A 15,866-nucleotide genomic window follows, 5' to 3' on the forward strand; every position below is an offset into this window, starting at 1 on the left:
CCTTCGAGAGGACGGCACCGGGCTGCACTCGCTCTTTTTCTTACAATTTGCGAGCCTAAAACAGGCAACTGTTCTATTAAAGCATCGGGGGGCTACTAGGAAAATTCGGGCGTGTCGGCACTATTGCTTGTGTTTGCGCGGCTTTTGACCGTAATCTCACTTTCGATTCTGACCGCCGCAGCCATACCCCCGTCGCCAAAGGACGGTGACGCCATGAATCCTTTCACATCATCGCAATCTTCAATCAGTTGCGGATTATTTTTCACCGTTGCTTGCCATAATCCCAAACGATTCATACTTGTTTTCTCAAAGCCTAAAATCGCCTCTTCAAGATGCCCCTGATACAGATCACGGTGCTTATCGATCAGATAACGCAGCAATTCCAATCGTGAATTCATGCTGACGATATTCGAAGAGGCAGGAGCCGTATGGTAGCGAATCAACGGCTTTTCGACTATCGAGATGCGTCCAGATTGCTCGCCTTGCGCCTGTGCCTCGAACAACGACAGGTAGCAATCCCAATCTTCGAACCCCTTGCGCATGCTTCCGTCGTAGGCCCCGCTTCGCCGCAAGGCCGAGACACGGAACATACAGGTTGCCGGGGCACAATTACGGCACAGAAACTCCTGGACTCCGCCTCCACTGGGCTTTACCGTGGCGTTGAGCACACCGAACGTGCGCATCCATGAGGAGGCCGCGAACACTCGCTCATCCGCCATCAACTCGGCTCGCGTCGCCTCGATGTAGCCCGGTTCCAGGAAGTCATCACCATCGAGCACGACCACCAACGACGTGGAAACCCGTTTGATACCGGTATTGCGCGCGGCGCTCGGACCTCCATTGCTTCTACGACGCACTATGTCGAGCGAGGGATCCTTCTGCAAAACGGCCAGGGTCTTCTGCGTTTCCTCATCATTCGAAGCGTCATCGACCACGATGACGCGGTTCGGCGCATACGTCTGGGCGCGCACGGATTCGACACTGCGCAAAATCGATCCCGCCTGATTGAAACAGGTGATCACAACCGTCACATCGTTCGCCATATCGTCCATATATCTATGGTATCGGTGTTTGGCGAAACCGGCAGGCACTGCTTGGCTGACAAGACTTAAGCAAAATGTTCCGGGGAAGGTAACAGCCGATCATCATCGCATCTAACAATGTTCTCGCTTGATATGCAGGTATGCCACCGGGCACATCCAAGCGAGAACATCATTACCCCGCCAAGGAAACTACTGCTTTGCTTCCGCTTTGTCCACGACGTCCGCCGCTTCACGCGCGAGACGACGGGCGTGGCCTTCGGCTTGCGCAACACCGTAATAGGCGGCGATGGCGATATCCTTCATATCCTCGATCTGCGGAACCCGTGGGTTCGCGGGCGTGCACTGGTCCTCGTAGGCTCGCATGCCGATCTGGTCCAGGATACTCCAGAAATACTCCTCATCGACGCCGCATTGCTGGAAACTGGAATCCATGCCGAGTTTGTTGTCGCGATAGTCCTCAACGGCAAGCGCAAGGTTCTCGACGCCCTCCTCGGCCGTCTGGCCCGGGTCAATCCCCAGAACGCGGGCGAATTCCTGGTAGCGTTGCGGGGCGATGTACTTGTCGTATTTCGGCCAGCTCGTCGGCTCCTGGGGAACCGAGCCGTTGTAGCGGATGACATACGGCAGCAGAATCGCGTTGGCATGTCCGTGGGCCACATCGCACAGCGCACCGATGGTGTGGGCCATGCCGTGGCACATCCCAAGGAACGCGGAACCGAACGCCATGCCCGCCATCGTGCCGGCGTTGTGCATCCTTTCCTGCGCTTTGATCTTGGTCTCGCCCGGCCCGGCACACACAGAGGTCTCAAGGTTGTCCCAGATCAGCTTGGCGGCATGCAGGGCCATGCCATCCGTGAAATCGTTGGCATAGACGGAGACATAGGACTCCATGCAGTGCGTCAGCGCATCGAAACCGGTGTTGCTGGCGAGCGTTCGCGGCTGGGTGCGGGCCAGGACCGGGTCGACGATGGCCACCGACGGAGTCAGTGCATAATCGGTGATCGGGTACTTGTAGCCGGTTTTGTGGTCGGTGATCACGGCGAACGGGGTGACCTCGGAACCAGTACCCGACGAAGTGGGGATGCACACCAGCTTGGCCAAGCTTCCCAGCGGCGGAATGCGGAAGGCGCGCTTGCGGATGTCGAAGAACTTCTCGCGCACATCGTCGAAGGAAATCTCCGGGTGCTCATAGAGCAGCCACATGATCTTGGCGGCGTCCATCGGCGAGCCGCCACCCACGGCGACGATGGTGTCGGGGCGGAATTCGTCACGCATCATGGCCGCGCCACGCTCCACCGTCTCGACCGACGGCTCAGGTTCGATGTAGTCGATGATGCGGAACGTGGCCGGCTCCGGACGGCTGCGCAACTGGTCGATGACCTTGTCGATCACGCCGAGCTGCTCCATGACCTTGTCGCAGACGATGACCACGCGGCGGACGTTGTACATGTCGCGCAGATAACGGATGGCGTTGGGCTCGAAATAGGTCTTCGGCGGAACCTTGAACCATTGCATATTGTTGTTCCTTCGCGCGATTCGCTTGATATTGAGCAGATTGACGGCCTGTACGTTGCCGGAGACGGAATTGCCGCCGTAGGAGCCGCAACCGAGCGTCAGGGACGGGGCGATGGCGTTGTAGATATCGCCGATGCCGCCGAGCGCCGAGGGCTGGTTGACGATGATGCGGCAGGCGTGCATGCGAAGTCCGTAGCGACGGATCAAGTCGTGGTCGTCGGAATGAATGACGGCGGTGTGGCCAGCCCCGAATCGGAGCATCCCTTCGCACATGCTGAATCCCTGTTCCTCGGTCTCGAAACGCAGCATGGCGTGCACCGGACAGAGCTTTTCGAGCGTCAACGGCTCCTGCTCCCCCACCTCCTTGCATTCGGCCACGAGAATGGTGGCGTCTTCGGGAACGCTGAAACCGGCCTCGCGGGCGATGAACTGCGGGGATTTGCCCGGCACCACGGAGTTGAGTTTCGGGGTCTTGCCGGAGTACGCGGTGCAGCCGAACATGTAACGCTCGAGCTTGGTCTTCTCATCGGCGTTGACGAAGTAGGCCTTGCGGCGCTTCAGTTCGTCGACAAGAGGGTCGTAGATGTCGGTGTGGGCGATGATGCCCTGTTCCGTGGCACAGATCATGCCGTAATCGAAATGCTTCGAGAGCACCAGGTCGTTGGCCACACGCTTGACGTCGACGTTCGTGTCGACATACGCCGGCGCGTTGCCTGCACCAACGCCGAGTGCGGGCTTGCCGGAGGAATACGCGGCATGAACCATCCCGGGACCTCCGGTGGCAAGAATCGTGGCGATATCCGGGTGGGTCATCAAAGCCCCGGTGGCTTCGGTGGAGGGATGATCGATCCACTGGATGCAGTCTTTCGGAGCGCCGGCGGCCACCGCTGCGTCACGCACGATGCGTGCGGCTTCGGCCGAGCAACGCTGCGCATAGGGGTGGAAGCCGAAAACGATCGGACAACGGGTCTTCAGCGCGATCAGCGACTTGAAGATCGCGGTGGACGTCGGGTTGGTAACCGGGGTGACGCCCGCGACCACGCCGACCGGTTCCGCCACCTCGTCGATGCCCGTCACGTCGTCCTCATGGATGACACCGACCGTCTTCTGCCCGGCAAGGTAATGGGTGACGTGCTCGCAGGCGAAGATGTTCTTGGTGGCCTTGTCTTCCACCAGCCCGCGTCCGGTTTCTTTGACCGCCATGTCAGCCAGCACCAGATGCTTGTTGAGTGCGGCGATCGAGGCCTTGGCGACGATGCGGTCGACCTGTTCCTGGTCGAGTTTCTCGAATTGCCTCAAAGCCTCGACGCCACGGGCGACCAGTTGGTCGACCTCCCGGTTGAAGTCAGGCTTTTTGGTTTTTTGAGTTTCCTTCGTGGGTGGAGTCCCAGCATTCTTAGGTTGTGCCGTCATGACTTCCCTTTCTGTTCAATGCCATCATCCCGTCACACATCATTGCTGTAATGTGACTTAGGTCACAATATAATGGAGGAACGCTACGTTTTTCCTTTTGTTTTGGTTTGGAACTTTAAGGGGTCTATTATGTTTGTTTTTACGCATATGGACACTCAAATCCGCGTGTTTTTTGTGCGCAAAACGACTTCTTCTTGTTCATTCAAACAAAACCTCACATTATAAATGTCACTATCGAGCTTTTCGTTAGCGCTAACGAACCCAAAGAAACCATCGATTATCGCGCGACGAATCCGGCTTGTCGTCCTACCGACTGTTGTCAATCTCTTTGCCCAATGTAAAAAACCTACAGGAGACGCCCCCGCCGAAAGCAACCACAGCTTCAATCAAAACGCGCAGCCTGCATGCGCTCACGGCGCACATCCATGCGCACAGCGGTGACCATCACCCAAGGCACCGGCGAAGGTAAGATGCGAGACTCGAACAGGTACTTGCCGACCTCGACGACTGCCTTCGAGACACTCTTGATCTTGCCCTCGAGAAAGTCCTGGACGCCTTCAAGCCGGAACTCATGGCTGATACGAGGGTCGACGTCGACCTTGCGAGCAAAATCAACAAAGTTAATGCTGAAGCTTGATTTTCATCGCACCATGGTGCAATCTACAGAGAAACTCACAGAAATTGGCCGGAAAGTGTGATTATCTCTGCAACTCGAAAGAAACACAGATAAAATCACAAAAAACAGCCCAAAACCGTGATTATCTCTGCAACTTTGATGAAAGCTGCGTTCAAAGCTCGTTCAAGGATATGAAAAATCCCCCCGCAACCAGTTGGTTGGGAGGGATTTTGCAACAGTTTGAAAGCGAAAATCAACGCTTCGAGAACTGAGGCGCGCGACGTGCCTTGTGCAGACCTGCCTTCTTGCGCTCCACGACGCGGGCGTCGCGGGTGAGGAAGCCGGCCTTCTTCAGTGCGGCACGGTTGGCGTCGCGATCGATGGCGTTCAGTGCGCGGGCCACGCCGAGGCGGATGGCGCCGGCCTGACCGGTGGTGCCGCCACCCTCGACGAGGACGATGACATCGAACTTGTTCTCAAGCTTCAGCAGAACGATCGGGGAGTTGACCTCACGCTGCTGCAGACGGGAGGGGAAGAACTCCTCCAGGGTGCGGCCGTTGATGGTCCACTTGCCGGAACCGGGAACCAAGCGCACGCGGGCGATGGCTTCCTTGCGGCGACCCGTGCCGTAGCCCGGGGCGATCTGCGAGGCACCGGTGCCAGCACCGGCGTTGGTTTCGGTAGTGAATGTTGTAAGTTCCTCTTCGGTCTCTTGAGCCGCGGAGTTATTGGTATTTTCAGCCATGATTCGTTATCTCCTCTCGGTTCACTTGGCCTGCTGCGAAACCGCAGCGATCTCAATCGGCTGGGGCTTCTGTGGGGTGTGCGGGTGATCGGGACCAGCGAAAACGTGGAGACGATCGAGCTCGACCTTGGACAGACGGTTCTTCGGCATCATGCCCTTGACTGCTTCGCGGATGATGCGCTCAGGATTGTGCTTCAAGAGATCGGCGTAGCTGTCGGCGCGAAGGCCGCCGGGACGACCGGAGTGCGCATAGAGCACCTTGTCCATCTTCTTACCAGTCAACGCGATCTTTTCGGCGTTGATGATGATCACGTGATCGCCCAAATCGGCGTTGGGAGCGAAGGTCGGCTTGTTCTTGCCGCGCAGCAAAAGCGCTGCCCTGGTCGCAAGCTTGCCCAGCACCACGTCGGTGGCGTCAATGATGTACCAGTCGTGAGTCAGATCAGCTGGCTTCGGTGTGAAAGTTTTCACGAGTGTACCTTTTCTTTATATTGTGTTCCCGGCCAAATCGGCAAAACCTTGACGATGATGCCTTTCCGACCGCTTTATCCGTGGGCTCCCTGAAAGTCCTAGTGCGAGTGGGAAAGCGCTTTGAAGGACCCCTCTAGGGAAACACAACAACTCACTATTGTACCTACTCCCCTGACTAAGCGCAACACGACATCGCCATTCAAGGTCACGCAGCAGATACCCGACGAACGACTCCCTCTGCAGCGACGCTCTCATCGCCAGGCAGTCCGTCCCATTATCCCGCTGCCAACAAGACGATACTGCCGGCAAATGTGCCGTTCATCGACCCAGAATACAGCAAACCAGCAGGATCGACCGGTTGGCAGCGCGATTGTTTGTTGGCAGCAGAAGTTCTCAGCCAAGGCGACTGGCGGCGGCGTGCTGCACATCGGTGGAAACGTCCTGTGCAAGCCGGCCCAAAGTAGCCTGCGAACAGTTGGGATTGAGCGCGACGGCACGACGGACCATCGCCGAAAGGATCGACGGCGCCTTCGGTTCGGATTCAACGCCCAGTTTGCTTAGAAAATCAAGCGTATCGGCTGTGGTTTCCGGGTTTTCGGCACCCTCGAGACGCATCTTCCACGAAGTCTGCGGGTTGTGCAGCGCGGCCTCCCGCACCTCAATGACCCTGTCTTTGGTAAGCCTGCCGACCAACCAGTTCTTGTCGTCCGCGTTGGAGGCGACGGCCTTGCGCACCTCATCGTTCTCGTCCTCGGAAAGCTTGACCAGGATGTTCGGGAAGGGCATGGTCGAGGCCAGAAAAATACGGTCCTCCACAGGGGTGTGCTCATTGCCGGCCACCGCCTCTAGCAATGCAGTCGCACGCGAGAAAGCGGCCTGATCGGACCTGTCGGGCAACGGCTTGCGAGCAGCCGCACTCAATTCGGCGGAATCCTCGGTATGTCGAAGCTCCTCGTAAGTGTCGGTCAGCGGCTCAAACTCAGCGTCGGCGACGGCCGAATCGCCGTCGGAACCATCGACCGCGGCGGTGGAATCATCGACCGCAGCGGTGGAATCATCGACCGCAGCGGTGGAATCATCGGAATTCCCGACAGACCCATTGTCTTCAGCGCTATCAGAAGCATCGGAGGCAGAAGCCGAAACACCGTCTTCCGCGCCCGAAGGAGCGCAGGCATCCCTTTGGGCGGCATCCGCATCCGACGTATCTTCTGGCACGACGTTTTGATTCTCGTTCGTTTCGCCCTGTTCCGTTTCACTCATATCCCCAGCTTAACGCGAACGGAAGAACCGTGGTCAAGACAACAGCGAAGCGCCCACGGCTGAAACGCAATACGCATCAGAGACGCAACAACCTCGCCTGGGCGTTGAACGCCTCACGAACGCGCGTCTCGAAATCCCCCGCGTTCGCCGACGGAACAGCGAGATGTATGGTGACGCGATCGGTGAATTCCCTGCCTTCCTCATTGCCTCCAACTTGCGCAAGCAACTGCTCGAAACGGCCCAGCCAAGAGTATTGAAGCACCACGCGATAATGCCGCATCGGCACGATCCGCTCGACATCGGCCGCCTTTACCGCCATCGAAGCGGCCGTGGAATAGGCGCGGATCAGTCCGCCGGAACCGAGAAGTATCCCGCCGAAATATCGGGTGACGGTGATGACGCAATCAGTGAGCCTGCCCATGCGAATCACGTCAAGGATCGGCTTGCCCGCAGTGCCGCTCGGTTCGCCGTCATCGCTCATCCGCTCTTTGGCCGCCCCAAGAGCGGCGCCGTAAATCGCCGCGAAGGCGACGTGACGGGCTTTCGGATTTCGGTCTCGTACGGATTGCACGAACGCGAGCGCCTCGTCCATGGTCTTGATATGACAGGCGTCACCGATGAATTCGGACTTCTTCTCGATAAACGAAGCCTGCGCGGGCGTGCCGGTATTGGTAATCGTGGAGAATCCATCGATAATGTCGTTTCGCTCGCTGCCCATCAGCCCCCCCCGTTCTTCGATAACCGTATCGATAGTCCCACTCTACTTTCGGCTACAGGCACAATATCTTGATTCCCGTGATTACGGCAGTTCCGAACAGCGAAAACGGCGAATGAACGCCTATTGATATGATGTATCCCACACTTGAGAAAAAATGCTCGATTGTGAAAGTTTATATCAGAATGTAATAAACTTGGATATTTGAATCGGTTCTCGGACTCTGTCTGTTAGACTGCGACTAAGGAGCAAGGGACAAGGACGTTCCTGCGCTCCCCATACGAACCGTGCAGGCTATACGAACTATACCAGCCAACCATATGGGCTATCCGGACAATGGACACAACGCCTGCCGTCAGCGTACGCGGCCCTATACTGACTGTATGCGAATCACCACCGAACGACTTATTCTGCGGCCTTGGAAACACGGCGACCGACACGAGGCCGAATCGTTGTTCCGTTACGCTTCAGACCCGGAAATCGGGATCCGCTGCGGGTGGATGCCGCATCGCAACGTCGAGGAAAGCCTGAACACCCTCGATAACGTCTTTACCGGCGACGAAAACTATGCCATCACATTGCGAGGCGCCTGCGATGACAGCTCCATCGACAGGGACCGCGATGGAATCACCGACAAGGCAACGGGAGTCGAACCAGACGAACCGATCGGAGCCATTGAGCTCAAGAAGGCGGAACCGGGCGACCATGCCGGCGAATTCGTGCGCGAGGCCATCGACACACATACCCTGTTCGAGGGCGTTGACCCGGCACCGCTGGAACGCGCACTTGCCCACTATGAAGGCGACCGGGTGCTCGGCTACTGGGTCGGACGGCCTTTCTGGGGACAGGGACTGATGACCGAGGCGCTGCAGACGATGATCCGGCACGCATTCCTCGATCTCGGCTGCAACGCGGTATGGGGCGGCCATTACGTCGAGAACCCCGCTTCCGGCAAGGTGATGGAACACTGCGGCATGCGTGCGGTGTGTCGCAAAGACGGTGACTACTTCCCGCTGATCGAGCAACACCATGACGCGATTTTGCGAGTGATCACCAAAGAGGAGTGGGAACAGCAGCACAAGACCGAAGCATGACTTCCAGACATCTGAGGCCGATACGGGATTATACGCTACACACATACGGCCACGGAACCTCAGAAGCAACTTCCGCGCAGACCGACTATCCCGTTGCAGGCAACGCAACGACGCATCCAACAGCCAAACAACCACACATCGCATACGACCACGGAACCTCAGAGTTGTTCTGCACGGGTCAACCCGGCCCGTTGCAGACAATGCGATGACACACAGCAATCGAAAACAAGATGGCAATACAGCATAGAGCATCACACGCTCCGGCTGTCATTGCCATCTTGTTTTTATTTTGCTTTGACGGTTGCTTTTACGACCAATCTCAGGTAATCAGCCCTTGGCGATCTTTTCGGCCGTCTCCCCGATCTTCTTGGTCGTGGGAAGCCAAAGGATGATCATGAACAGCACCGCGTGCTCAACGATGTTGTAGGCGGTCATCTGGGCGTTCCAATGCTTGGACTGCCACATATCGAACCATTCCGAACCGATGATCGAGAAGCCGCCGTACCAGATGCAGATGGCGATGATGAACATGACGTAGCCGAAGGTCTTGGACTTCGCGAACGTCTCCTCATCCTTATTGACCGCTCGAATCATCTTGTACGTGCCATAATAACCGGTCAGGCACGTCAAGGTCTCGCACAGGATCAGGAAGCAGTAGCCGATGACATGGATAGGCACGGCGTTGATCGCACGCCACGTGACCGTGTTGGCGGCGGGCAGATCATCCATCATCATGACGTGGTGGATGAACGCGTAGTTCGAACCCCAATCCATATAGTTGCCCATCGCCACGAAAAGCGCGAACGAAGCGAACATGAAGACCACGAAAATCTTGATCCATCGCTGTATTTTGGCTTCCAACATATTTCTCTCCAATCCCAAAGAAACCATCCCCAGCTTCATCGCATGAACTACACATCTCTGGAATCGATGTACGAGTAACCGTAAAAGATTATTTTCGTTTCTGAAATAGTTTCCTTGTCATCTTCTTTGACAATTAAAATAATACACGACAAATGATCGGACGCCGCAAATTATTTCGTGAGATTTCAGACAAAACAAAAGGTTTCCTAAAAAATTTAGGAAACCTTATTCGCGGAGCCGGAGAGATTCGAACTCTCGAACCGCTTGCGCAGTTAACACCTTAGCAGGGTGCCCCTATCGGCCACTCAGGCACAGCTCCGAGCTACACACGCATACGCGAGCGCAACATTTCATAACTATAGCAGTATCCGGCGACGCACGCCACTCCGAGCCCCGCCCGTGTCTTCATCTCCTTATCCGTTTGCGGGCCAAGACGGCAATCACTACGAACGAATGGCATATGGGTCAGTGCCGGTCCTCGGCTTCTACATCGTTTCCGGATCCGGCGTATGGTGGCCGGAAAACGTAATCACCACAGCGATGATGACCAAGGCGACGCCGGCCAAATCCCCCAGCGTCGGAATCTCACCGATAATCAAGCCGACTAGCAGGGCCATGACCGGATTGATGGCCTGAATGACGGAATAACGCGCCGAGCTGACGCGACGCATGATCATTTGGTCGATGATATACGGCAAGAACGAAGCGAATACGGCAACCACCAACATCACGCCCAAGAGCTTGCAGGCGCCGAAGGCACCACGTGCCCACGTGGCACTCGGCTTGGGGGCAACGACACCTTTGATTGCCGGAACCGCAAGAACAACGGATTGTACCAACCAGCCGATCAGCATGCTCACGCTCAGGGAATCAAGCGGATTGGCACGTTGCGCGACCATACGCCCGAAGACGATGTAGCATCCCCACATCGCGCCGTCGATGAGAATGGCGATGAGACCGATCAGGAAATGAGGATATTGAGCGGGGTTCGAGAACGACACACCGGCCAACAGCACCACGCCGCCCGCCGCCAGCACAATCCCGACACGCTCACGCCAGCTGTGGCCGGTAATGACGGCGACGCCGAGCGGACCGACGAACTCGATGGAAACGGCGATGCCCATATCCATGTTGCTCATGCCCAAGTAGAACAGCGTGTTCATCAGCATCACCGAAATACCCGCGAGCGCCACAATCCACCAATCGCGGGAGGTGCGCGGCAAACCAGCTCGTTTCTCCTTTGCAAACGGCCTGCGCCAGATCAGCATGAGAATGGCGACGAAACCGACACGATACCAGGCGGCCAGCAACGGATCGAGCTGGGTGAACGCCAATTTGGCGACCGACGTAGCCAGATAGATCATCAGTCCTTCACCCATGATGATGAGCACCACCGGAACGCGGTTGAATATGGCATCCAAGCGAGAACCGGAAGGCTGGATACGCGCGGAACGCGGCTTGTCGGGCTGTCGCGGTTCCAGCTGTTGAGAGCACTGAGGCGAATTCTGAGGTGAAGTTGAAGACGAAGGCATAACCATCTAAATTACACCAGAATGTCCGGTAACCGAGCGGCGATTTTGCAAAGTGACGCCACCGATGGTAACAGTCCACGCAAACAGCTGAATTGTCACAGGCCCAATACAAAACATGCTGGTCGGTACCCGAAATGCTTCGGTGTCACAACGACTGCATGCAAGATTCAACGTATGATGGTTCCCGATTCGCCGTTGCGGAAACGAGTTCGCCGGACCTCATAACCGACATGCGTCGGCAAACTAAGCAAATCCCGATTCGACGCCCACCTCACGTCGCCCAACCCACTCAGGCAATCGTCGGCGGCCATCCTTCAAGACTCCAACGAATTCCGGATTTCACAGCGGGAAAGAACCGTGCCGGTTCGCCATTACAATGGGAGCATGAGCACAGCACCAAGGAACGCCGCCGCGAAACGCGACTGGGGTCACGACGAGACCGGTTGCACGGTGCTGCATATCGATATGGACGCCTTCTATGCTTCGCTGGAAATCGCGCGGCATCCGGAACTGAGCGGAAAGCCGGTCATCATCGGTTGGTCGGGGCCGCGAAGCGTGGTGTCGGCCGCCAATTACGAGGCACGAAAATACGGGGTCAACTCGGCGATGCCGATGGTGCGGGCCCGGCAGCTTTGCCCCCACGGCGAATACGTCAACGTCGACATGCCTTATTACCGCGGAAAATCAAAAGAAATCTTCGACAGCGTGTTCCGGCAGGTCACCGACCAGATCGAGCAGGTCTCCGTCGATGAAGGCTATATGGACGTTTCAAGTGCGCTGCTGCGCTGGAAGTCGCCGAGCGTCATCGGGGCGTGGATCCGGGCACAGGTCGCGGCGCGATTCCATATCACGTGTTCAGTAGGTATCGCGGCCAACAAACTGGTGGCGAAAATGGCCTCGACCAACGCCAAGCCGGACGGAATGCTGCTCATACCCAAGGCACGGCATGCGCAGTTCGTGCAGATGATGCCGTTGCGTGGCATACCCGGCATCGGGCCATCGCTTGAAAAACGGCTCAACGAATGGGGCGTCAAAACCGTCGCCGACCTCGCCAAAATGGACGAATCGGCAATGTTGCAGGTGACACATTCGAAAATCACCGCGCACAACCTCTATCTCGCGGCCCGCGGGCAGGACGAACGTCCTATCGTCACTCACGCACCGGAAAAGTCCATCGGTGCGGAAATCACGTTTGAACAGGACACGCGCGACGCCTCGCAGGTACGCGAGCTTTTACACCATTGCAGCAACGAAGTGACGCACACGTTGCGTTCCAAAGGGCTCGTCGCGCGGACGGTGACCGTGAAACTGCGGTTCGCCGACATGAGCTATTCCACCAAGGCGCACACGCTCGAACGGCCCATCGACACCGCGGCGGCAATGTACCCCGAATCCGTGGCGTTGCTCAAAGCCATGCTCAAGATGCCGGCCGACGCCTCGGACGACACTGCCCTACCGCGCGAAATCCGGCTGGCCGGGGTGAGCGCCAGTTCACTGAGCGCCAAGGATTCCACGCCGGTGCAGCTAAGCTTCGATGACATACTAAATGACAATCCGACGGACGACGTCGAACCTGGCAGTGAAGACGGCAACGGCCACGACCGTGTCACGTCGGCACACAGCGACACCGCTGGTGCGAATGAAAACGCACACGACGAATCCGCCTCACAGCGCGACAACCAGCGCGACAACCAGCGCGACAACCAGCGCGACAACCATACCGGTGAATCCATGGAAACCGACAATACGCGTCATGCGTTTGGCAATCCTTCAGATACGCCAAGCGCCAATCTTCGCGGCAAACGCGACAAGAAAGACACGCGTCATGCTCAAAACCCAGGCGTAAACCGCGGCAATCGCAACGAACGGATTCGCAACGCCGAAACCGTGCTCGATGCCGTGCGTGAACGCTACGGAACCGGCGCGGCCACCCTCGGCCTCGAACACGGCGACTGGAAGGCCAAGCAAATCGCCAACAACAGCAAGCCTGAGCCATAGCACTTTACTGCATCCACGACTTCCATCACATTCGCAACATCATTTTCTTTTGCCCGGAATGACAGCACCTGCGTTGAAAAGCAGAAAAACAGGGAGGTAAATCTGCTTTTTAACGTGTCCCATTGTCTAACCGCGTTGAAAAGCAGATTCAAGGCGTTGATTCTCTGCTTTTCAACGCAAGCCATCCGTACAGTCGCGTTGGAAAGCAGATTTACAGAGTGCCTAATCCGCTTTAACGTTCTTGGCTAAGCTTGCGCTTACGCACCCACGACGGCCTGGCCAACAACTCCTTGCGCTGGGCGTAAATCAGAAGCGCAACGCCCGCGACACCCATGAGCACCACCGGGACAACACTGGCTTCGAGGCCGAACTTGCCGCCGGTCATGATGTCTGAACCGGACCATTGTGGTATCAGCCACGAATCCTGCTTGCCGTTGCCGGAAACGATCGAGCCGAAGATCGGTCCTTCGGCAATGTTCCACATGATGTGCTCGCCGATGCACACCCAAAGCGAACGCGTGACAAAGTAAAGTGCCGCAGCCAGAATGCCATCTTCGATGGCGATAGCAACGCCGCCCCACATGGTGCCGTCCTGATTGGCCACGTGCATCAGTCCGAACACCAGAGCGGAGACGACCACGGCTCCCCAAGAACCAAGCCACTCCTCGAATAGACGCAGCAGCATGCCACGCATGATGATCTCTTCTGCGACGCCGGCGCACACACCCATAGCCAGAATATCAATCCACGGATTGTAATGGGCGTTGAAGCCAATCACGCGGTAATTGCCGGTGATGAAAAGGACGGCAAGGCATACGGCGATTGCCGCGAGACCGATGGCAAAGCCAACAAACAGGCCGTGCCAGCGTGAAGCGCGCAACTCAAGCGGATGGCGGCGACGTTCCATGAAACGGACAACGACCACATACCCCACTATGGCCGCGATCATCTCGCTCAGCATCTCCAACAGCGTCATCGGCGAATGCACGTCCTGCTGCGACAATGCGCCGACGCTGGCACCAGTGGCAGCGGCATATGTTCCCATCAGCACCATAGCAATAACCACCATGGCCACGAAAAATATGGCGAGGAACACGATGCCACGCAGCAACGGATTCAGTCTGCGCGGCTCGACGAATGCGTTGTTTGCGGCATGCAGCCGCTCTGGATGATCGTCAGTCAACAAATCGTCATTACGCAGCCCATAGTACTTGTGCATATTCAATAGAATAGTAAACGCGTTGAAGCTGGTGCGATGAAAATCAAGATTCTATAGGTCTTTCCTTGATTTTCATCGCAAGTTCAACTGAGCATGCGAGCAAAATCAAGATTCCTGAACCACAATGCTGATTTTCATCGCAAGTCCGCAACCTCTTGTCATGATAAAAAATCCAAACCCTTTATCCACAAGGTTAGGCACATTCAGCAAGCACATGTCATACTTTGTCCACAAAACGCCCGGGCAATGGCGAAAGAGGCTATCATCCGACCACATGACCTCGATACAGTTGACATCACCCCTATAAGACACCGTATCGTAACAATATGAAAATCAATCCACGACTGCAGACCAGCCTAAGCAAAGCAGAGTCACAACGCCGCTGCTTTCACACGACGAACCACTGTGAACAGCAGACGCTCAGCAAACTGACCAAATCCGGCGAAGTGACCCGAGTGCGGCACGGTCTCTATGCCAGAACTGTCATTTGGCAAAGCCTTGATCCCAATGAACGCTATCTTTGGACAATCAGAGGGCTACACAACTGGCATCCGGAGTGGGTCTTTGCCGGCATAAGCGTAATCAGCGCGTGCGGAGTGGAACATCCTTACTGGCTGCACAACGACGACAAAGTTTTCGTTGCCACCGATAAATCCTCTGGCGCGTTTTCGCCAAAGGGTATCCAGTACATTCATAAGCAAGATCTTTTACAATCCCGGAAATCCAATCTATCCATAACTTCTGTATCAGAAGCACTTTGCGACTGTGCTACACGATATCAATTCCATGAGGTATTGCCGATGTTTGATTCGGCACTGAGAAAGCATCTGGTCGCCGCCGATGACATACGACGTATCGGTGAGCAATCGCATCAGGCAAGTAGCAAAGTCGCACGATTACTCCGATACGCCGATTCCTTAAGCGAGAATGGAGGAGAATCACTATGCCGAGGCATCATGATCGAAGAAGGATTCGGCAAACCTCAACTTCAATACGAGTTTCAAATTCCTGGTACCGACGGCAAAATACGAACATACCGAGTGGACATGCTATATCACCCGCCAGGCAATGGATTAGTGGCAATTGAATTCGACGGCATAGACAAATACACGAATCCGACGATGACAGGCCAACACACCATTCGCCAAGTCGTTCATGCAGAGAAGGAGAGGGAGAACCTCTTGCTCGCCAAAACCCCTATCCGGCAAATTGTCAGAATCGATTTTAAAGAAGCCCTGCAGCGCGTCCCATTAGTAAAGAAACTGACCGCAGCAGGAATATCACGTATGCGATTATCCGGCCACCAATAATGAAGTTGCGATGAAAATCAACGAATCAAAGCGTAAACGCTGATTATGCTCGCATGTTCAATCGAACATGC

The 15,866-nt window shown here is 56.2% G+C and carries 11 protein-coding genes, 1 tRNA gene and 1 pseudogene; 3 read left to right on the forward strand and 10 right to left on the reverse strand.

Annotated features, from left to right (window positions below):
• Positions 1–95 precede the first annotated feature (95 nt).
• From OZX64_RS07165 to OZX64_RS07190, 6 genes are all read right to left on the reverse strand, one after another.
• A complete protein-coding gene (locus OZX64_RS07165) occupies positions 96–1,052 on the reverse strand; it encodes a glycosyltransferase family A protein (RefSeq protein ID WP_277172336.1) in 957 nt (318 codons plus the stop codon).
• A 180-nt stretch (positions 1,053–1,232) separates the two neighbouring features.
• Entirely contained in the window at positions 1,233–3,971 is a 2,739-nt protein-coding gene (gene adhE / locus OZX64_RS07170; RefSeq protein WP_277172338.1) for a bifunctional acetaldehyde-CoA/alcohol dehydrogenase, read from the reverse strand.
• 869 nt (positions 3,972–4,840) lie between these two features.
• Positions 4,841–5,332: a 30S ribosomal protein S9 gene (gene rpsI, locus OZX64_RS07175; protein WP_277156944.1), complete on the reverse strand. Its 492-nt coding sequence runs from the start codon at positions 5,330–5,332 to the stop codon at positions 4,841–4,843.
• Between the two features lie 21 nt (positions 5,333–5,353).
• Positions 5,354–5,803 carry a 50S ribosomal protein L13 gene (gene rplM / locus OZX64_RS07180; protein WP_277146276.1) on the reverse strand — a complete coding sequence of 150 codons (450 nt, stop codon included), beginning with the start codon at positions 5,801–5,803 and terminating at the stop codon, positions 5,354–5,356.
• 393 nt (positions 5,804–6,196) lie between these two features.
• The gene (locus tag OZX64_RS07185; RefSeq protein ID WP_277172340.1) at positions 6,197–7,063 is read right to left on the reverse strand and encodes an AbrB family transcriptional regulator; all 867 of its coding nucleotides are present in this window, start codon (positions 7,061–7,063) and stop codon (positions 6,197–6,199) included.
• 76 nt (positions 7,064–7,139) lie between these two features.
• Positions 7,140–7,781 (reverse strand): YigZ family protein, encoded by a 642-nt coding sequence (locus OZX64_RS07190; RefSeq protein WP_277172342.1) that lies wholly within the window; start codon positions 7,779–7,781, stop codon positions 7,140–7,142.
• 380 nt (positions 7,782–8,161) lie between these two features.
• Between OZX64_RS07190 and OZX64_RS07195 the strand changes: the two genes are divergently transcribed.
• Positions 8,162–8,872 carry a GNAT family N-acetyltransferase gene (locus tag OZX64_RS07195; RefSeq protein ID WP_277172344.1) on the forward strand — a complete coding sequence of 237 codons (711 nt, stop codon included), beginning with the start codon at positions 8,162–8,164 and terminating at the stop codon, positions 8,870–8,872.
• Positions 8,873–9,199: 327 nt separating this feature from the next.
• Here OZX64_RS07195 and OZX64_RS07200 read toward each other — a convergent pair whose 3' ends face one another.
• From OZX64_RS07200 to OZX64_RS07210, 3 genes are all read right to left on the reverse strand, one after another.
• Positions 9,200–9,736 carry a DUF2165 domain-containing protein gene (locus OZX64_RS07200; RefSeq protein WP_277156941.1) on the reverse strand — a complete coding sequence of 179 codons (537 nt, stop codon included), beginning with the start codon at positions 9,734–9,736 and terminating at the stop codon, positions 9,200–9,202.
• 232 nt (positions 9,737–9,968) lie between these two features.
• Positions 9,969–10,055 (reverse strand) — tRNA-Ser (locus OZX64_RS07205).
• A gap of 166 nt (positions 10,056–10,221) precedes the next feature.
• Positions 10,222–11,115, reverse strand: a complete 894-nt coding sequence (locus OZX64_RS07210) for an EamA family transporter (RefSeq protein WP_348519423.1) — start codon at positions 11,113–11,115, stop codon at positions 10,222–10,224.
• A 537-nt stretch (positions 11,116–11,652) separates the two neighbouring features.
• On the opposite strand from OZX64_RS07210, the pseudogene dinB reads away from it, so the two are divergent.
• Positions 11,653–12,819: pseudogene (gene dinB, locus OZX64_RS07215) on the forward strand (DNA polymerase IV); the annotation flags it as partial.
• Between the two features lie 679 nt (positions 12,820–13,498).
• On the opposite strand, the gene OZX64_RS07220 reads toward dinB, so the two are convergent.
• Positions 13,499–14,485, reverse strand: coding sequence for a type II CAAX endopeptidase family protein (locus OZX64_RS07220; RefSeq protein WP_277172348.1), 987 nt, complete (start codon positions 14,483–14,485; stop codon positions 13,499–13,501).
• Positions 14,486–14,811: 326 nt separating this feature from the next.
• On the opposite strand from OZX64_RS07220, the gene OZX64_RS07225 reads away from it, so the two are divergent.
• Positions 14,812–15,795: a hypothetical protein gene (locus OZX64_RS07225; protein ID WP_277172350.1), complete on the forward strand. Its 984-nt coding sequence runs from the start codon at positions 14,812–14,814 to the stop codon at positions 15,793–15,795.
• Positions 15,796–15,866 lie beyond the last annotated feature (71 nt).

It is taken from the genome of Bifidobacterium sp. ESL0704, assembly GCF_029392075.1.
In the GTDB taxonomy this organism is placed as follows: domain Bacteria; phylum Actinomycetota; class Actinomycetes; order Actinomycetales; family Bifidobacteriaceae; genus Bifidobacterium.